The organism is Streptomyces asoensis (assembly GCF_013085465.1).
Lineage (GTDB): Bacteria > Actinomycetota > Actinomycetes > Streptomycetales > Streptomycetaceae > Streptomyces > Streptomyces cacaoi_A.
Window position 1 is genome coordinate 739,759 of the sequence record NZ_CP049838.1, and the last position, 17,552, is coordinate 757,310.

Consider the following 17,552-nt stretch of genomic DNA (forward strand, 5'->3'; position numbering starts at 1 on the left):
CCTGCTTCCCCTTGTTTCCCTTGTTCCCTCCGGAGGTTTCCTTCATGGCGGCTCTGCCTGCCCGCGTCCTCTTCGGTGCCGCGTACTACCACGAGTACCGGCCCCCCTACGGCGACGAACGCCCCGGCGAACGCCTCAAGACCGACCTCGACCTGATGGCCGACGCGCGTGTCACCGTCATCCGGGTCGGCGAGTCGGTGTGGTCGACCTGGGAGCCGGAGAACGGGCGATTCGACCTCGACTGGCTCCAGCCGGTGCTGGACGGTGCCCACGAGCGCGGCATCTCCGTCGTCCTCGGCACACCGACGTACGCCGTCCCGCCGTGGCTGGTCCGGCAGTACCCGGAGATCACGGGTGAGCGGCGGACCGGTGAGCGCATCGGCTGGGGCGCCCGCCAGGAGGTCGACTTCACCCACCCCGGCTTCCGGTTCCACGCCGAGCGGGTGATCCGTAAGATCGTCGCCCGGTACGCCGGGCACCCCGCGGTCATCGGCTTCCAGGTCGACAACGAGCCGGGCCTGGAGCTCTTCCACAACCACGGTGTCTTCCAGCGCTTCGTGGACCACCTGCGCGAGACGTACGGCGACGTCGAGACCCTCAACCGCGAGTGGGGGCTGGTCTACTGGTCGCACCGGCTGTCGACGTGGGCCGACCTGTGGACGCCGGACGGCAACGCGCAGCCCCAGTACGACGTCGCCTGGCGGGCGTTCCAGGCCCGCCAGGTCACCGAGTTCATCGGCTGGCAGGCGGACCTCGTCCGCGAGTACGCCCACCCCGGGCAGTTCGTCACCACCTGCATCTCCTACACCCGCCCCGCGGTGGAGGACGACGAGCTGACCGACCGCCTCGACATCGCCACCGGCAACCCGTACTACGACATGCAGGACGGCCTCCTGCTCCCGGACCCCGCCCCGGACGACCACGAACAGAAGTGGAAGACCACCGGCGTGTGGGCGCTGTACCAGACCGCCGACTGGATGTTCTCCTCCCGCCAGGAGCCGTTCCTGGTGACCGAGACCGACGCCGGCTCCATCGGCTTCCCCTGGGACAACCGGCCCGCCTACGACGGCCAGTGGCGGCAGGCCGCCTGGGCGCTCGTCGCTCGCGGCGCCCGCATGATCGAGTACTGGCACTGGAACACCCTGCACTTCGGCGCCGAGACCTACTGGGGAGGCGTCCTCCCCCACACCGGTCAGCCCGGCCGGACCTACGCCGAACTCGCCCGTCTGGGCGCTGAGTTCGAGGCGGCCGGTCCACTGGTCGCCGGGCTCGAACCGGACGCGGACATCACGATGGTGTACTCGACGCCGAGCAAGTGGCTGATGCAGAAGTACCCGCCGCTGGCCAAGCCGGACGGCGAACCGGACCCGGCCGCCTACCACCGCCTCTTCGACCCCTTCTACCGCGGCGCGTTCGAGGCCGGCCGCCAGGTGCGCATCGTGCACGCCCGCCAGCTGCACGACCCGCGCGGCGAGAGGGAGGGGCTGACGCCCGAGGAGGCCGTCCGCCGTCATCCGGTGCTCGTGGTGCCGGCGTTGTACCTCGCGGCCGACTCGACGCTCGACTGGCTCGCGGCCTACGCCGAGGCCGGCGGCCATCTCGTCCTCGGCCCGCGCACCGGCTACGCCGACCACGAGGCCCGGGCCCGGCACGAGGCGGCCCCCGGCCGGCTGACCGACGTCGCGGGCGTCCGGTACGACGAGTTCAGCAATCTCGTCGGGGAGGTTCCCGTGCGGTCGGCGTCCGGGGGCCCGCTCGACCTTCCCGAGGGTGCGACGGCGACCCGCTGGGCCGACGGCCTGACCGTCACCGACGCCGAGGTGCTGGTCACCTACGACCATCCGCATTTCGGGCGCTGGCCCGCGGTCACCAGCCGTCGGCACGGCGCGGGCCGGGTCACGTACGTCGGCACCGCGCCCGGACGCGACCTCGCCCGGGCGCTGGCCGAATGGCTCGCGCCGGCCGCGCGTCACGCCTGGCGCGACCTGCCGGCCTCCGTCACCGCGACGACCGGCACCGCACCCGACGGACGACGCGTCCACATCGTCCACAACTGGAGCTGGGAGCCCGCGGGCGTCCACGTCCCGCTGGCCCTCTCCGACGTCCTGACCGGCGCCTCCGTCCCCGCGGGCGCCACCCTGGACCTCGGCCCCTGGGACGTACGCGTCCTCGTCGTCTGACCCGACCCCCACGGACATCGCCGTGGCCGTCCCCCGAGGAGGGGCTGTGCAGAGAAGAAGAACAGGCCGAGTGCTGGGAACCGTCGTCGCGGCGTCCGCGATGCTGGCGATCCCCATGACCGGCGCGCAGGCGTACAACCCGACGGGCGGGATCCTCTACCAGCTCGGCAGCGAGCCGTGCCTGAAGGGGCGGGGCAACTGCGCGATCTACCCGAAGTCGGCGGAGCTGCCGGGCGGACGTCTGGTCGCGTCCTTCGAGAAGTCCACGGTCGTGACGGCGACGGGCAGCGCCGACCGGCAGACCCTCCCGGTCTACAAGAGCGACGACCACGGAACGACCTGGCAGTCGCTGTCGGAGGTCAAGGCTCCGGCGTATCTGTCCGGCGATGCCAAGTACGCGAAGTACACGAGCAACTGGACCAACCCGTACCTGTACGTCCTTCCGCAGGACCTCGGGAATCTGAAGGAGGGCACGCTGCTGCTCGCGAGCGTCGTGTCGGGCGACGACTCCTACTACAAGGAGCACAAGGCGGCCGACCCGAACTGGACGCCGACCAACGACGGCGACCGCAAGGACCTGGCGATCGCGCTGTACTCCAGCACCGACGACGGTGCGACATGGAAGGTCGAGAACGTCGTCGCCACCGGCGGCTGGCAGGGTGGCAGCGCGGGCGCGGTGGGCCAGAACATCGCGGCCGCGAACACGAGCCGACAGGTGGATCCCGTCTGGGAGCCGTATCTGATGGTCCACAAGGGCAAGCTCGTCTGCTACTACTCCGACGAGAACGACTACACCGGCTTCAACGCGACCACCGGTGTGCCGACCCTCGACCCCGCCAACGACACCGCAACCGACTCTCAGGGCCAGATCCTCGCCCACAAGACCTGGGACGGCACCGGTGCCCAGTGGAGCGCCCCCGTCGTCGACGTCGCCGGACTGACCCAGAACATGGGCGGCGGCAAGACGGAGATCGGCGGCGGGCGGCCCGGTATGGCGAACGTCGTCCGGACGACCGACGGCAAGTGGCTGCTGACCTTCGAGTACTGGGGCGGAGGCGTCAACACCAAGTACGTGCTCGGCGACGACCCGCTGAAGTTCTACACCGGCTCCGCTACGGGCACGGGCGTCACCGCCCTGCCGCTCGACGCCGGTTCCCACGCGCTCGCGACGGGCGGCAGTCCGGTGCTCGTCAGGCTGCCCGGTGGCCGCCTGGTCTACAACGCCGCCGGCAGCGGCAACGTCTGGGTCAACGACAGCGGACGGAGCGACAGCACCTGGAAGGAGTACCAGACGACCTCACCGGCCGGCTACAGCCGCGACCTCCAGTACGTCGAGGGCACCGGCCGCATCGCGATCCTCAACAACCAGGGCACCTCGACGATCGCCTATGCCGAGGTCGACCTCGGCCACTCGGACGGCGCCTACTACCAGTTGGTGAACCGCAGGACCGACCAGGTGATCGGCACCGGGAACAAGACCAACGACGCGAACATCGGCAACGCGGACGTGCCCGATGTCCGGCTCGAGGCCCCGGGCTCGGCGGCGAACGCGGACACCCAGTACTGGCACGTGACGACCGAGCCGAACGGCGGCGTGAGCCTGCTGAACAAGTCGGGCGGCCGGGCGGCGGCCATCTGGACCGGCAATGCCACAGCCGGCCAGAAGATCGGCCAGTGGGTCGACAACAGCGCCACCGGCAGCTGGAACCTCGTCAGGACCGCCGACGGGTTCTACAAGCTCCAGTCCGTCAGGAACACGAACCTGTACCTGACGGGTGCGTCCGCCGGAACGCAGCTGACCCTCCAGAACGCGCTCACCGACGGCTCACAGGACTGGGAGCTCGTCCCGTAGGGGGTCAGGCGACGCGGGCGGCCGGGACGGCTCCCGACTCGCCGTCGGCGGACACAGCGCGGGCGCCGACCTGACCGCCGGGATTCGAACCCGGGAACACCCGGGAACGACGAGAGGGGATCACGCGTTCCCGCAAGCGCCGCCGATCCGCTCAACTCCCGTACGCGCACGATCAAAAGGGCGCAGGGATCCTCCCGTTCCGAAGTTCCTCGGGCCAGTCCCGAAGCGCGTCACCCCGTCGGGGGACGGGCTCCGTACGTTCGAGTGACCAGCGGGGCCGGAGGAGCCCGACCCCGCGCGAGCGGCAGGAGAAGCGCCGTGGCGAATCTGGAGATCTCTATGAAGGAGACGATGACCGCGATCGAGGGGGCGGTGGGGGTCGCCGTCGTGGACTACACGAGCGGCATGGCACTCGGCACGCTCGGCGGAGGCAAGGACCTCGATCTGAACGTCGCCGCGGCCGGCAACACCGATGTGATCCGCGCCAAGGTCCGCACCATGGAACACCTGGGGCTGAAGGGTGAGATCGAGGACATCCTGATCACGCTCGCCAGTCAGTACCACCTCATCCGGCTGCTCAAGGGCCGGGGCGGCAGCGGGCTGTTCCTCTATCTCGTCCTGGACCGCGGCCGGTCCAACCTGGCCATGGCCCGCCACCAGCTCAAGCGGATCGAGGCCGAGCTCGAGGTGTAGCCGACCGGACTGCCCGCGGCTTCGCACACCCTCGAATTGAAGGTTTCTTCATCTCGACACATCCAGATCAGCGCATCACACGGGTGTGCGGAGCCCGCAGCCACCAGGATCGTGACGCAGCACGTGGCGCGCGGCGGCGTACGGCCGGCCGGGCGGGCCGCCGCGCCATCGCGCACCACGCACCGTACGCGGCAGGGAGCGAGCGAGAGACCATGCAGGTTCCCCTCTACCAGGCCAAGGCCGAGTTCTTCCGCATGCTCGGGCACCCGGTCCGCATCAGGGTCCTCGAACTGCTCCAGGGCGGCCCCGTCGCCGTGCGGGACCTGCTCACCGAGATCGAGATCGAACCGTCCAGCCTGTCCCAGCAACTGGCGGTGTTGCGCCGCGCCGGGATCGTGGTGTCGATCCGGGAGGGCTCGACGGTCAGCTACGCGCTCGCGGGCGGCGACGTGGCCGAGTTGCTGCGGGCCGCCCGCCGCATCCTCACCGAACTCCTCGCGGGGCAGAACGAGTTGCTGGCCGAGCTGCGCCAGGCCGATCTGCCGCTGCCGGTTCCGCAGGGCGGCACCGGACGAGCGTGACGGGGACGGGAGGAGGGCGGGGACGGGACGGGGACGGGGACGGGGACGGGGACAGCGGAGCCGGTTTCAGGTTTCCTTCAGGTAGCTCCTGAAGTTTGGGGCCCATGCACGGACACCGACCACGTACCCCCGCATCCGAACGCAGCCGTCGCTGGTTCATGAACAAGGCGCTGCTCGCCGGCGGTGTCGCCGCGATGGCGACCATGACCGGCTGCTCCTCCGGCTCCTCCTCCGACACCGCGGGCGCCGCCTCGTCCTACGGCGGCCCGGGCGGGATGCCCTCCGGGGGGCCCGGCGGCGGCGCCGGCGGAATGGGCCCCGGAGCCAGCGAGGTCAAGTACGCGGACTTCGTCGGCGTCACCACCGACGGCAAGGTCACGGACGACCTGTACTCGATCCACGCGACGGACGTCTCCACCGACAAGGTCGTCAAGGCCGCCCAGGCGTTCCTGGACGGGCTGACCGCCAAGGAGCGCAAGGCCTCCGTCTTCGAGGTGGACGACGACGAGTGGCTGGCCTGGAGCAACGTCGACGGCTATCAGCGCGAGGGCGCCCGGATGGGCGACCTGACCGACAAGCAGCGCGACCTCGGTTACGCGCTGCTCGGGGTCGCCCTGTCCGCCGAGGGGCTCACCCAGACCCGCAACATCATGAAGCTCAACGCCTTCCTCGGCGACTACAGCGGCGGCAACCGGGACACGCTCACCGAGGGCGCCTACTTCTTCACCTTCATGGGCACCCCGTCGACCACCGCACCGTGGGGCTTCCAGTACGAGGGCCACCACGTGGCCATCAACTACTTCGTGCTCGGCGACCAGGTGGTCATGACGCCCACCTTCATGGGCTCCGAGCCGACTTCGGCCACCTACGACGGCGAGAAGATCACCCTCTTCAAGAAGGAGACGACGGCCGGCCTCACCCTGCTGCGGTCGCTCACGGACGCCCAGCGGAAGAAGGTGATCTCCTCGGAGACCAAGGCCGGGGACAACCTGAAGGCCGGCGCCAGGCAGGACAACCTCGAGCTCGCCCACCAGGGCCTCGTCGCCTCCGGGTTCACCGCCGCCCAGAAGACCGGTCTGCTGGACCTGGTGCGCGTCTACGTCGGCAACATGGACGACGGGCACGCCGAGGTGAAGATGAAGGAGGTGGAGGAGCACCTCGACGACACGTACTTCTACTGGATCGGCGAGACGAAGGACTCCTCGGCCTTCTACTACCGCGTGCACAGCCCGGTCGTCCTCATCGAGTACGACGCCCAGTCGCCGCTCGCCTACGGCAACAAGGACAGCAACGGTGGCGGCGGCATGGGCGGACCGGGCGGGACCCCGACCCAGCAGCACATCCACACCATCATCCGCACCCCCAACGGCGGTGACTACGGCGTGGACCTGCTCAAGCTGCACCTGGAGAACGACCACTAGGGGCAGGCCGGCGGCGCGGGTCCGAACAGCAGCTCGGGTCTCGAACGAAACACACCGAAACGCCACGGTTCGCCACCCCTTCCGCCATGTAGAAATATCTACCAGCATGCATATGCCCGATCGGCATGCGGCCGGGGGCGGACGTGACACGGAGCCGACATGAGCGATGTGATGTGGACGCGCGGCGTGGAGTGGCTCGCCGCCGCCGCGACGGACCCGCGGCTGTGCAAGCGGGAATGGGACCAGGGCGACGGGATCGCCCTGCTGGAGGCGGGCCGTTACTGGGATGTCCTCAGCGTGCCCGACCGGCTGGGCCTGCTCACCCTGGATCTGCTCTGGCAGGCGTCCCGCCCCGTCCCGGGACCCACTCTCGTGGACACCGCGGCACACCGGGTCGGGTTCTTCCTCCCGCCGGATCCCGGCACTCGGTGGATCGGCGCGGGGCTGAGACGCGCGGGCCGCGGCTCATGGGTGGCGGTTCCCCCGCCCTACCGGGCCGCACGGTACCTGGAGTGGCTGGTCCCGCCGGACGGGACCGGCATGCTGCACGCGCCCGCCACGCTGGAGCTGGCCCTGCGACAGGCCAACGGCACACTGGCCGTACTGACCCCGATGTGCGGCCGGTAGCGCGTCACGGGCGGAACGTGCCGTCCTCGTCGCGGCAGAGGCGGCGAACCGAGCCGTCCAACTCACTTATAACGAACGGCAATTCCGACAGTCGACGCAGAAGTGAACAGATACCGAGCACTTTGGGAGGCAAGTCTCGCTCAACCGTGCGGGATCGATCGATGACGGTGTGTACTGTGCTGCGAGTGCCCGGTCCGAGCCCATCGGATCCGCCCCTGCCCTGAGCACCGAGACGACGCCCGACCCTCCCTGGAACCGAATCGATGATGGAACTACCGGACCTGGTGGCCGGCGGCCTGGCCGCCGGCACACTGTCCGCGCTCGCCCTCGGCAGCGGATTGCTGCGACTACGCCGGCAACAGACCCGGCAGCGGGCCGAGATCGCCGCGCTGCGCACCCAACTGGACGGGTCCTTGCGGGCGGTCACGGCGGAGGTCGAGCATCTGGCCGGTCGGCGGGTGCCCGCCGCGGCCCGCCAGGTGGCCCATCCGCACGTGTCCGAACCGGGCCCGCTCCAGCCGCTGACCACCGGCACCCCGCTGGGCATCGCCCTGGAGAACGTGGTGCTGGCGCTCCAGTCCGAGGTGGCCGCCCAGCGCACCCGGGTCGACGCGGCCGCGCAGGCCGGGATGCGCGGCGCCACCCGGGAGATCCAGGCGGCCCTGTACCGGCTCCAGGACGCGCTGCGCGGACTCCAGCAGCGTTACGACGACCCGGAGTTGGCACAGACCCTGTTCCGGCTGGACCACGAGAACGAGCAGTCGCTGCGCCGCGCGCAGGTCACCGCCGTGGTGTGCGGGGCGTGGGTCGGGCTGGCGCGCGAGGAGTCACACCTGGTGGACGCGGTGACCGGCGGCCAGGCCCGGCTCGCGGGCTACCACCGGGTCCAGGTCCACAACCACCTCGAGACCGGTACGGCACTGGTCTCGCACGCCGTCGAGCCGGTGGCCATCATCGTCGCCGAGCTGCTCGACAACGCGCTCAGGCACTCCGCCCCGGACACCGACGTCGTGGTGAGCCTGGAGCACGTCCACCACGGCGTGTGCGTCACCATCGACGACGCCGGTCTCGGCATGACGCGGGACGAACGCGACCGCGCCCAGCGGCTGGTGGCCGGCGACGACCTCATCCTGCTGACCGACCTGGGCGATCCGCCGCGCATGGGCCTGGCCGCCATCGGCCGTCTCACCAGGCAGTTCGACCTCGGCGTCGATGTCTCCTCGGCCTCGCCGTACGGCGGCGTGCGCGCGGTGCTGCGGGTCGACAGTCATCTCCTCAGCCGTCTCGACCCGGTCGACCGGCCGCCGGCCGCGAGCGCGCCGCGCACCACACGGAAGGCCGCGGCCGACCGGCCCGCGCCCTCCCATGCGTACGGCACGGAGACCGGCGCCCCCGAGGCGCCACCGGGGCATCACGAGCTCTCGGACACCGACGGCCTGCCGCAGCGCCGTCGCCGTACCCGGGCCGCCGCACCCGAAGAGAGCCCGGCACAAAGACCCGCGCGACGACCCGCGCGGAGACCGGAGGAGGCAGCGGCCGCGCTCGGCGCACTCCAGTCCGGCACCGCGGCGGCCCGCGCGGCCGCCGAGTACGCCGGAGCCGACGGCCACGGGAGCACCCCGGCCGACCGGATCGACCACACCGGCGAGCCCGACGACACGGACCACACCGACCACACCGACATCGAGGGGGAAGCGGCGAGATGACCAGCCGTAATACGGGCGACACGGCATGGGTGCTGGAACCGATCCTGCAAGTGCCGCACGTGCTGGCCGCCGTCATGCTGACCCGGGACGGACTGGTGACGGGCTATACCGACGCCCTGTCGCAGCCGTCGGCCGAGCGGGTGGCCGCCATCACCAGCACCGTGCAGGGGGCCTGCCGGACGGCGGCGGCCGCGTTCGCCGACCGGGAGCGGGCCGAAGTACGCCAGATCGTCATCGAGTCCGACCACGGCTATGTGCTGATCGTGCCGACCGACCACGGCACCTGCGTGGCCGCGTACGGCGACGGCGAGATGCGGCTGGACCTGCTGGCGCACCGGGTCCACTCCCAGGTGGCGCGACTGGGCGAGAAGGCCATGGCGGCCGCGCCCCGAGGAGCCGACGACAACCCGCCGGCATGACCCGCCGCCCGGCCGGCCGTCCCCTCGTCCCCGCGTATCTGTCGACCGGCGGTGTGGCCCGGCCCAGCCGGCCCCACCTGGAGCGGCTGTCGGTGCTCGCCCGCAGCGAGGAGCCGCTGCCGGCCGGCCTGCCGGCCGCCGAACTGGCCCTGCTGGACACCCTGGAGGGCGGCTCGCTGGCGGTGGTGGAGGCGGCGGCGCTGCTCAGACTGCCGGTCTCCGCGGTACGGGTGCTGGCGGCCGACCTCGTCGACCGGGACCTCGTTCTCGCCCGCGCGCCGATCCCGCCCGCCGAACGGTTCGACCCCGACCTGCTGAAGAGAGTGGCCGATGGCCTCCGCGCCCTCAAACACCACACCTAGCGCCGGCGCGCCCGGCGCCGTCCACCGCCCCGACACCGCCCGCGACCTGGTCAAGATCCTGGTCGCGGGGCCGTTCGGGGTGGGCAAGACGACCCTGATCGACTCGGTGTCCGAGATCCGGCCGCTGCACACCGAGGAACACCTCTCCGAGGCGTCCGCCGAGGTGGACGACCTGGCCGGGGTGCGGGAGAAGTCGACGACGACCGTCGCCATCGACTTCGGGCGGATCAGCCTCCCCGGTGATGTCGTGCTGTACCTGTTCGGCACGCCCGGGCAGGAGCGCTTCCGCGCCCTGTGGGACGACATCGCCTACGGGGCGCTGGGCGCCCTCGTCCTCGTCGACAGCCGCCGCCTCGACGCGTCGTTCGACGTGCTGGGTCTGGTGGAGGAGAGCGGGCTGCCGTACGCGGTGGCCTTCAACGCCTTTCCGGACGCGCCCCGCCACTACGGTACGGACCGGCTGCGCCAGGCGCTGGACCTGGAGCCGGGGACACCGATGGTGACCTGCGACGCGCGGGACCCCAACTCCTCGATCGACGCGCTGCTCGCGCTCGTCGACCATCTGATCGGACGTGACCCCGTGGAGGCCCGGTGACCATCCATCCCCCGGACCGGCGCGACTTCGCGCGCTCCGCGCCCGTGCGGCTGTGGGACGAGAGCTTCGCGGCCGACCCGCTCCGCCACTACCAGGCACTGCGCAATCAAGGGCCGGTCGGCTGGGGCGAGTTGGCGCCCGGGGTACCGGCATACGTGGTCACCGACCGGCGCGCCGCGCTGGACGTGCTGCACGACGAGGAGACGTTCTCGCACGACCCGCGCGCGTGGGAGTCGACCGTCCCCGACGACTCTCCGGTGCTCGGCATGATGCGGTGGCGGCCCAACGCCCTGTTCGCCGACGGGGCCGCGCACGTCCGCTACCGCACCACCCTCATCGACGTCTTCGACCTGGTGGAACCGCACGACCTGCGGGGGCGGGTGCACCGGGCGGTGCGGCTGCTGGTGGGCCGGATCGGGCCGAGGGGCGAGGCCGACCTGGTCGGCGACTTCGCCGAGCCGCTGATGGCGCTGGTCTTCAACGACCTGTTCGGCCTGCCGGAGAGCCAGGGCGACCGGCTGCACTCGGGCGTGGGCAAGATGATGGAGGGCGGCGACCGGGCGACCGTGGGCGAGGCGGAGTACGCCCAGTACGTACTGGACCTCATCGCCGCCAAGAGCGCACGGCGCGGCGACGATCTGCCGAGCCGGCTGCTGGACCACCCGGCGGGGCTGACCCGGGAGGAGGTCACCTGGCAGGTGTTCCTCACGCTCGGCGCCGGATACGGGCCGACCGCCAACCTGCTGTCCAACACGCTGTCGAGGATCCTCGGCAACCCGCTCTACTACTCCACCCTCACCGACGGCGCCCGCCCCGTCATGGACGCGGTGGTCGAGGTGCTGCACCACGAGACGCCGCTCGCGAACTACGGCATCTACTACGTGCGCCGGCCCGTGGCCTTCCACGGGGTGTGGCTGCGCGAGGCGGTGCCGGTGGTGGTGTCGTACGGGGCACTCGGGATCCTCGCCGAGCGGGAGGTCACCGAGGGCCGGCACCCCAACGACGCCTCGCATCTGTCGTGGGGAGCGGGAGCGCACGCCTGCCCTGCGAAGCAGCACACGCTGCTGCTGGTCACCGAGGCGATCGAACGGCTCACCCAGTGGCTGCCCGACCTCGATCCCGTCGTGCCCCGCGACCGGCTGACCTGGCGGCCCGGCCCGTTCCACCGTTCGCTGACCGCGCTGCCCGTCCGCTTCAGCCCCCGCTCCCCCGCTTCCGAACCCTCAGGAGTCCGTTCGTGACCGTGACCGACCGCATCGTCCTCGACCCGTTCGGCACCGATGTGCACGCCGAGAGCGCCCGGCTGCGCGCCCTCGGCCCGATCGTGCCCGTGGAACTGCCCGGCGGCATTCCGGCCTGGGCACCCACCGGGTACGACACCCTGAAGGCACTGATCCTGGACCCGCAGGTCAGCAAGGACCCGCGGCAGCACTGGCGGCAGTGGGCGGAACTCGGCGAGCACCCTTCCTGGGGCTGGATCCTGGGCTGGGTCGGCGTGATCAACATGCTCTCCACGTACGGGACCGACCACGCGCGGCTGCGCAAACTGGTGGCGCCGAGCTTCACCCACCGGCGCACCGAGGCGCTGCGCACCCGGGTGGAGGCGATCACCGCGGAGCTGCTGGACACGCTGGAGAAGGGCGGCGACGCGGTCGATCTCAAGGCCACGTTCGCGCATCCCCTGCCGATGCAGATCGTCTGCGAACTGTTCGGGGTGCCGGACGACCTGCGGGAGGCCAATGTCCGGCTGGTCGCGGCCATCATGGACACCACGGACCCGACGCCGGAGCACGCCGCCAGCGTCCAGGAGCAGATCGGCACGGTGCTGGGCGGGCTGATCGCGTACAAGCGCGAGCACCCCGGCGACGACATGACGACCGAGCTGATCCGCGTGCGCGACGAGGAGGGCGACCGGCTCAGCGACGAGGAGCTGCTGTACACGCTGCTGCTGGTCATCGGCGCCGGTTTCGAGACGACCGTGAACCTCATCGGGAACGCCGTGGTGGCGCTGCTGCGGCGGCCCGAGCAGCTGGCGGCCGTCCGCCGGGGCGAGATCGGCTGGGACGCGGTCGTCGACGAGACGCTGCGGCTGCACCCGCCGATCGCCACGCTGCCGCTGCGGTTCGCCGTCGTCGACATCACGGTGGGGGACGTGACGATCCCGGCCGGGGACGCGATCATCACAACGTACGCGGCGGCGAACGTGGATCCGGCGCACTACGGGGCGGACGCGGACGTGTTCGACGCGGCACGCGCGGCGGACGACCAGCTGGCCTTCGGGATCGGTGTGCACCGGTGCATCGGGGCTCCGCTGGCCCGGATGGAGGCGCTGACGGCGCTGCCCGCGCTGTTCGACCGGTTCCCCGGGCTGCGGCTGGACACCGGGGCCGGAGAGCTGCGGCAGGTGCCCTCGTTCATCGCGAGCGGCTGGCAGGAGATCCCGGTCCGCCTGCGGGACTGAAGCACGGGGGTGCGACCGGTCCCCCGTTCCGGTCGTACCCCCGCCGCTCCTCGAAACTACGTGCCCGGCGAGCGGCTGGGAATCGTGTCGATGCCCGCTCCGGCCGCCGGAGGACTCACCTGTGCACAGGTGAGTCCGGATGGCCCGATTCCGTCCGCTGGGCGGATTCGTGCAGGTCGGGCTGGTCCAGGTCGCCCGCCGCCACATGGGCCAGGACGACCTCGTACAGGTCGCTGCCGGCCGCGAGAAGCTGGCGTTCGAGGACGGGTTCGGCGCTGCGGACGTGTTCGCGGACGGTCTGCGCGTGCACCCCGAGCAACTGGGCGGCGCGTTCGGCGTTGCCGCCGGCGGCGATCCAGGCGCGCAGCGTGCCGCGCAGGTCCCGGCCGTCGGAATCGAGGCGGGCCAGCAGTTCCCGCGCCCAGGCGCGCAGGGCCGGGCCGCCGAGCAGCTCGCCGAGCCGGGCGGGGGCCGCCGGGGTCCCTGTCAGGTGCCCGGCTATGGCGACCTGGGTGTGGAGTGCGAGGTGGACCGCGGCCCGGACGGTGAGGTCGGAGAAGTCCGCGCGCAGCAGGATCTCGACGCGCTCCATGCGGGCGCGGACGGTGTTGCGGCTGACGCCGAGCACCTTCGCCGCGTTGACGGCGGTGAACTCCAGGCCGAGCCGGGTGGTGGCGAGGAGTTCGGCGCGGGTGTGGTGCGGGAGGGTGTCGAGGGGGCGCAGCAGCCGGGTCGTCCAGGTACGCAGGACCTCGGGGTCCATCAGGCGTTCGGGGTGGGTGCGTTCGGCGTAGACAGCCGTCTTGTCGGGGCGGAAGCGGGCGACGGCGAGGGCGCTGACGGCCTGTCCGTAGGCGGTGGCGGTGCGGGCGAGGCTCTGGAGGGCGCTGCCGCCGAGGAACGCGCCGGCGTGCCGGTCGCACAGGGCACGCAGTGCACGGCCCGCGGTGTCGTTCGGGACGACGACGATGACATGGCCGTCCATGGCGGGACAGCGCACCACGAGAGCCTCGTCGTGGGTCGCCGCCACGCAGGCCGCCGCGAGACGGTCGCGTTCCTCGGGGCTGGTCTCGACCACGTAGACACAGGCGGTGTCGGTGTCGAGCAGACCGGGCCACAGGCCGGCGGCGACGCGGCGGGCGGCGACGGTGTCCTCGACCATGAGCAGCTGGAGGATGGCCAGGCGCAGGTCGGCGGTGGCGCGGGCCAGCCGGTGTCCGGTCGCGGCGGTCTCCTGCGCGCGCAGCAGGAGTTCGAGGACGCCCACGGTGTGCGTGACGATGGCGGCGGCGCGCCGGTCGAAGGGACTCGTCCGGGTCACGGCGAGCACGCCCGACGAGACCGGGCGCGGGAGTTCGACCCTGATCAGGCGCACGAACCTGCCCTCGCCCTCCCAGGCGGCGGAGGCGAGCCGGCCGCCGGTGACGGCGGCGACCAGGCTCTCGTCCAGCGGGGTGAGCGGACCGGCGACCGCGGCGCCGGTCTCGTCGCGCAAGGAGACCGTCGCGTCGAGCGTGTCCGCCAGCCAGTCGAGGACTCTGCGGAGGTCGCCGCCGGTGGGGCGCAGATGTCCGAGGAGTTCCTGCGCCCACGCCGAGTCGGCGTCGTCCGCCGCGTCGGTGTGGGGGTTCCCGTCGTCCCGGCCGGCCATCTCGGCGCTCTCCTCGTCCCTCACGGCCCGTGCGGGCCGAACCAGTCATATCGGTCGGGGACGTTACCTCACGCGGGGCGCAACGGCCGCCCGCGGGACCGGGGTGCCGCGGGTGGATCCGTGGCGGTCAGTCGGCGGCGGGCCGACTTCCTGATGCCGACGGCGGCCAGGACGCCTCCCGCGACGCACAGCGGGCCGGTGACCACGGAGGCGGCATGCAGGCCGTTCATGAAGGCCCGGCCGCTGCCCTCGACGACGGCCGCCCGCAGCTGCGCGGGCCTGGCGTCCGAGCCGGGCGCCACGCCCATCGCGAGGGCGTCCGTGGCCTCCTCCAGGCCTGGAGGGCCGTACCGAGCGGCGTGCAGAACAGAAACGGGCGCCGAACCGGCCGGTGGGCGCGGTGCCGAGCGGGGAGGTGTCCCGTCATACCCCTGTCGAACGAGGTACCCGTCTGCCGCCCGTGCCGTCCCCTGCCGCCCCCTGGCCGAAAAAGCCCGGTGTCGTACGATGTGAGCGTCCACCGGGGGGCGCGACCTCGCAGGTCGGCGGCCCCTTCGCAGTCGACCGGGAGGCAGTCTGACGTGGCCGGTCTGCGCGCCGCCCAGAAGGAGATGACCCGTCGGCTGCTGCTGTCGACGGCGTTGGAGCTGTTCGAGGCGCGGGGCTACGCGGGCACGACGGTCGACGACATCGCGAAGGCCGCGGGCACCACCCGGGTGACGTTCTACGCCTATTTCCCCTCGCGGGCGGCGCTGATGAAGGCCCTCGTCGCGGAGCTCGACGAGCTGCTGAAGCGCGGAAGCCCGGCGGAGCCGGGGCTGCCGACCGCACCGGCCCTCGTCTCCGTCGTACGGGCGGGCGAGCGGGCGGGATTCGAGGCGTGGCTGCGCGACACCTCCCGCCGGTGGCCGCGGATCCGTCCCTACGTGCTGGCCGCGCACGAGGCCGCGGCGGTCGAACCGGAGCTGCGCGAGCTGGTCGACCAGTGGTTCGACGAGGTCGTCTCCGCCGTCGAGGCGGGCCTCGAACAGGCCGGCCGGTTCGACCCGGGCTCCCGGCGACTGCGTGGTTTCCTGGCGCTGACCCAGCTCGACCAGCTCGCCCGGCGCTGGATGCGCCACGGCTGGGAGACCGACCCCGCGACGGCACTGGGGCTGCTCACCGACAGCTGGGAGTTCCTCCTCGGCGAACCGCACGGCGGTCCTGCGGGGCCGCCGCCCCGTGGCACGGCATAAGCTCGGCCAATGGCGAAGTACTACGACGTGCACCCCGACAACCCCCAGCCGCGCACCATCACCCAGGTCGCGGCCGCCATCCGGGCGGACGCGCTGATCGCGTACCCGACGGATTCCTGCTACGCGCTGGGCTGCCGGCTGGGCAGCAAGAACGGCATCGACCGGATCCGGGCCATCCGCGAGCTGGACGACCGGCATCACTTCACTCTCGTGTGCCAGGACTTCGCGCAACTCGGCCAGTTCGTACGAGTGGACAAGGACGTGTTCCGCGCGATCAAGGCGTCGACTCCGGGCAGCTACACCTTCATCCTCCCGGCGACCAAGGAGGTGCCGCGCATGCTCCAGCACCCGAAGAAGAAGACGGTGGGCGTGCGCATCCCGGACCATGTGGTCACCCAGGCCCTGCTCGCCGAACTCGGTGAACCGCTGCTGTCCAGCACCCTGTTGCTGCCCGGCGAGGACGAGCCGATGACCCAGGGCTGGGAGATCAAGGACCAGCTCGACCACGTGGTGGACGCCGTGCTGGACTCCGGGGACTGCGGCACCGAGCCGACCACGGTCATCGACTTCTCCGACGGCGAGGCGGAGATCGTGCGGCACGGGGCGGGTGACACCTCCCGGTTCGAGTAGGGCCTTCCGCACCCCGGCACCCTTGCCCGGGGGTCCCGGAGGGCAGGTGGATGGTGCATGCAACGATGGTCGCTGCCCGGCCCCCACCGGGCCGGTCGATCGCTCGCCCGCTCGCCGTAGTGCACCGCGCAGAGAGGCACCCCCATGACCTCCGTACAGGGAACAGCCGTGGACATCCCCACCGAGGACGGCGTCGCCGACGCCTATCTCGCGCATCCCGGTGACGGGACACCCCGACCGGGCGTACTGCTCTACCAGGACGCCTTCGGGCTGCGTCCGCACCTGCGGGCGATGGCCGACCGGCTCGCCGAGGCCGGCTACACGGTGCTGGTCCCGAACGTGTTCTACCGGCACGGGCGCGCCCCCGTCGTGGAGTTGCCCGAGTTCATCGACCCGGGCGCGCGTCCGGAGCTCTTCGCGACCCTGGGTCCGCTCATCCAGTCCCTCACCGCCGACTCGGTCGTGCGGGACGCCGGCGCCTACCTGCGGTGGCTGGCGGAAAGCCCGCTCGTCACGGACGGCCCGGTGGCGCTGACCGGGTACTGCATGGGCGCCCGGCTCGCCCTGTGGACCGCCGGCGGGCATCCGGACCGGGTCGCGGCGGCGGCCGGCTTCCACGGCGGTCGGCTCGTGACCGACGCGCCGGACAGCCCGCACCTGGCGGTCGAGCACATCACGGCCGAGGTGTATTTCGGCCACGCCGACAACGACCACTCCCTGCCGCCCGAGCAGATCGAGCGCTTCGAGGAGGCCCTCACGGCTGCGGGCGTCCGTCACACGTGCGAGGTCTACGCCGGCGCCGAGCACGGTTACACGCAGGCCGACACCACCGCGTACGACGAGGAGAGCTCCGAGCGGCACTGGGCCGCACTGCTGGAGCTGCTGAAGCGCACCTTCTGAGCACCGGGACCGAGCAACGGGCCGGGCAACGGGCCGAGCAACGGGACTGAGCAACAGGACCGGGCAACGGGACGCCCCTGGCACGAGTCGTGCCGAGGGCGTCCTTTCGTTTTCTGTCTCCGCCTCTGTTTCTGTCTCCGCCTCTGTTTCTGTCTCCGCCTCTGTCCACGTTGTTGACATGGGCACAACCTCGATGCGACTTTGAGAGCGCTCTCAACATGGTACGGACCAACCCCACA

At 71.7% G+C, this 17,552-nt stretch carries 17 protein-coding genes; 15 read left to right on the top strand and 2 right to left on the bottom strand.

The window, feature by feature from the left end:
- The first annotated feature begins 44 nt into the window (after positions 1-44).
- From G9272_RS03390 to G9272_RS03445, 12 genes are all read left to right on the top strand, one after another.
- Positions 45-2,180, top strand: coding sequence for a beta-galactosidase (locus G9272_RS03390; protein ID WP_171395127.1), 2,136 nt, complete (start codon positions 45-47; stop codon positions 2,178-2,180).
- 100 nt (positions 2,181-2,280) lie between these two features.
- Positions 2,281-4,032 carry an RICIN domain-containing protein gene (locus tag G9272_RS03395; protein ID WP_171401821.1) on the top strand — a complete coding sequence of 584 codons (1,752 nt, stop codon included), beginning with the start codon at positions 2,281-2,283 and terminating at the stop codon, positions 4,030-4,032.
- A 318-nt stretch (positions 4,033-4,350) separates the two neighbouring features.
- The gene (locus G9272_RS03400; protein WP_028806388.1) at positions 4,351-4,725 is read left to right on the top strand and encodes a hypothetical protein; all 375 of its coding nucleotides are present in this window, start codon (positions 4,351-4,353) and stop codon (positions 4,723-4,725) included.
- A 212-nt stretch (positions 4,726-4,937) separates the two neighbouring features.
- A complete protein-coding gene (locus G9272_RS03405; protein ID WP_171395128.1) occupies positions 4,938-5,306 on the top strand; it encodes an ArsR/SmtB family transcription factor in 369 nt (122 codons plus the stop codon).
- A 104-nt stretch (positions 5,307-5,410) separates the two neighbouring features.
- Positions 5,411-6,727: a DUF3500 domain-containing protein gene (locus G9272_RS03410; protein ID WP_253267693.1), complete on the top strand. Its 1,317-nt coding sequence runs from the start codon at positions 5,411-5,413 to the stop codon at positions 6,725-6,727.
- A gap of 159 nt (positions 6,728-6,886) precedes the next feature.
- On the top strand, positions 6,887-7,354 hold the full coding sequence (locus G9272_RS03415) for a hypothetical protein (RefSeq protein WP_171395129.1): 468 nt from the start codon (positions 6,887-6,889) through the stop codon (positions 7,352-7,354).
- Between the two features lie 263 nt (positions 7,355-7,617).
- On the top strand, positions 7,618-9,060 hold the full coding sequence (locus G9272_RS03420; RefSeq protein WP_253267694.1) for an ATP-binding protein: 1,443 nt from the start codon (positions 7,618-7,620) through the stop codon (positions 9,058-9,060).
- A complete protein-coding gene (locus G9272_RS03425; RefSeq protein WP_171395130.1) occupies positions 9,057-9,479 on the top strand; it encodes a roadblock/LC7 domain-containing protein in 423 nt (140 codons plus the stop codon). The genes G9272_RS03420 and G9272_RS03425 overlap by 4 nt, the downstream gene beginning before the upstream one ends.
- On the top strand, positions 9,476-9,841 hold the full coding sequence (locus tag G9272_RS03430) for a DUF742 domain-containing protein (RefSeq protein ID WP_171395131.1): 366 nt from the start codon (positions 9,476-9,478) through the stop codon (positions 9,839-9,841). The genes G9272_RS03425 and G9272_RS03430 overlap by 4 nt, the downstream gene beginning before the upstream one ends.
- Complete coding sequence (locus tag G9272_RS03435; RefSeq protein ID WP_171395132.1) at positions 9,810-10,436, top strand: GTP-binding protein; 627 nt, start codon at positions 9,810-9,812, stop codon at positions 10,434-10,436. Before G9272_RS03430 ends, G9272_RS03435 begins: the two co-directional genes overlap by 32 nt.
- The gene (locus G9272_RS03440; RefSeq protein ID WP_171395133.1) at positions 10,433-11,677 is read left to right on the top strand and encodes a cytochrome P450; all 1,245 of its coding nucleotides are present in this window, start codon (positions 10,433-10,435) and stop codon (positions 11,675-11,677) included. The genes G9272_RS03435 and G9272_RS03440 overlap by 4 nt, the downstream gene beginning before the upstream one ends.
- Complete coding sequence (locus tag G9272_RS03445) at positions 11,674-12,897, top strand: cytochrome P450 family protein (RefSeq protein ID WP_171395134.1); 1,224 nt, start codon at positions 11,674-11,676, stop codon at positions 12,895-12,897. Before G9272_RS03440 ends, G9272_RS03445 begins: the two co-directional genes overlap by 4 nt.
- Before the next feature lie 115 nt (positions 12,898-13,012).
- Here G9272_RS03445 and G9272_RS03450 read toward each other — a convergent pair whose 3' ends face one another.
- Both G9272_RS03450 and G9272_RS03455 read right to left on the bottom strand, forming a co-directional pair.
- The gene (locus G9272_RS03450) at positions 13,013-14,548 is read right to left on the bottom strand and encodes a helix-turn-helix domain-containing protein (protein ID WP_171401823.1); all 1,536 of its coding nucleotides are present in this window, start codon (positions 14,546-14,548) and stop codon (positions 13,013-13,015) included.
- Between the two features lie 68 nt (positions 14,549-14,616).
- Positions 14,617-14,856: a hypothetical protein gene (locus G9272_RS03455; RefSeq protein WP_216377798.1), complete on the bottom strand. Its 240-nt coding sequence runs from the start codon at positions 14,854-14,856 to the stop codon at positions 14,617-14,619.
- Between the two features lie 273 nt (positions 14,857-15,129).
- Here G9272_RS03455 and G9272_RS03460 point away from each other — a divergent pair, with 273 nt between their 5' ends.
- The 3 genes from G9272_RS03460 (at position 15,130) to G9272_RS03470 (ending at position 17,313) form a co-directional block, all read left to right on the top strand.
- On the top strand, positions 15,130-15,783 hold the full coding sequence (locus G9272_RS03460) for a TetR/AcrR family transcriptional regulator (protein ID WP_171395135.1): 654 nt from the start codon (positions 15,130-15,132) through the stop codon (positions 15,781-15,783).
- A gap of 9 nt (positions 15,784-15,792) precedes the next feature.
- A complete protein-coding gene (locus G9272_RS03465; protein ID WP_171395136.1) occupies positions 15,793-16,413 on the top strand; it encodes an L-threonylcarbamoyladenylate synthase in 621 nt (206 codons plus the stop codon).
- A gap of 144 nt (positions 16,414-16,557) precedes the next feature.
- Complete coding sequence (locus G9272_RS03470) at positions 16,558-17,313, top strand: dienelactone hydrolase family protein (RefSeq protein ID WP_171395137.1); 756 nt, start codon at positions 16,558-16,560, stop codon at positions 17,311-17,313.
- Positions 17,314-17,552 lie beyond the last annotated feature (239 nt).

What these genes read in the sequence shown, in the direction of transcription:
- G9272_RS03405 (WP_171395128.1), top strand. Translation starts at nt 4,938, where the DNA reads ATGCAGGTTCCCCTCTACCAGGCCAAGGCCGAGTTCTTCCGCATGCTC.
- G9272_RS03395 (WP_171401821.1), top strand. Translation starts at nt 2,281, where the DNA reads ATGCTGGCGATCCCCATGACCGGCGCGCAGGCGTACAACCCGACGGGC.
- G9272_RS03415 (WP_171395129.1), top strand. Translation starts at nt 6,887, where the DNA reads ATGAGCGATGTGATGTGGACGCGCGGCGTGGAGTGGCTCGCCGCCGCC.
- G9272_RS03430 (WP_171395131.1), top strand. Translation starts at nt 9,476, where the DNA reads ATGACCCGCCGCCCGGCCGGCCGTCCCCTCGTCCCCGCGTATCTGTCG.
- G9272_RS03425 (WP_171395130.1), top strand. Translation starts at nt 9,057, where the DNA reads ATGACCAGCCGTAATACGGGCGACACGGCATGGGTGCTGGAACCGATC.
- G9272_RS03465 (WP_171395136.1), top strand. Translation starts at nt 15,793, where the DNA reads ATGGCGAAGTACTACGACGTGCACCCCGACAACCCCCAGCCGCGCACC.
- G9272_RS03420 (WP_253267694.1), top strand. Translation starts at nt 7,618, where the DNA reads ATGATGGAACTACCGGACCTGGTGGCCGGCGGCCTGGCCGCCGGCACA.
- G9272_RS03435 (WP_171395132.1), top strand. Translation starts at nt 9,810, where the DNA reads ATGGCCTCCGCGCCCTCAAACACCACACCTAGCGCCGGCGCGCCCGGC.
- G9272_RS03455 (WP_216377798.1), bottom strand. Translation starts at nt 14,856, where the DNA reads ATGGGCGTGGCGCCCGGCTCGGACGCCAGGCCCGCGCAGCTGCGGGCG.
- G9272_RS03470 (WP_171395137.1), top strand. Translation starts at nt 16,558, where the DNA reads ATGACCTCCGTACAGGGAACAGCCGTGGACATCCCCACCGAGGACGGC.
- G9272_RS03410 (WP_253267693.1), top strand. Translation starts at nt 5,411, where the DNA reads ATGCACGGACACCGACCACGTACCCCCGCATCCGAACGCAGCCGTCGC.
- G9272_RS03390 (WP_171395127.1), top strand. Translation starts at nt 45, where the DNA reads ATGGCGGCTCTGCCTGCCCGCGTCCTCTTCGGTGCCGCGTACTACCAC.
- G9272_RS03450 (WP_171401823.1), bottom strand. Translation starts at nt 14,548, where the DNA reads ATGGCCGGCCGGGACGACGGGAACCCCCACACCGACGCGGCGGACGAC.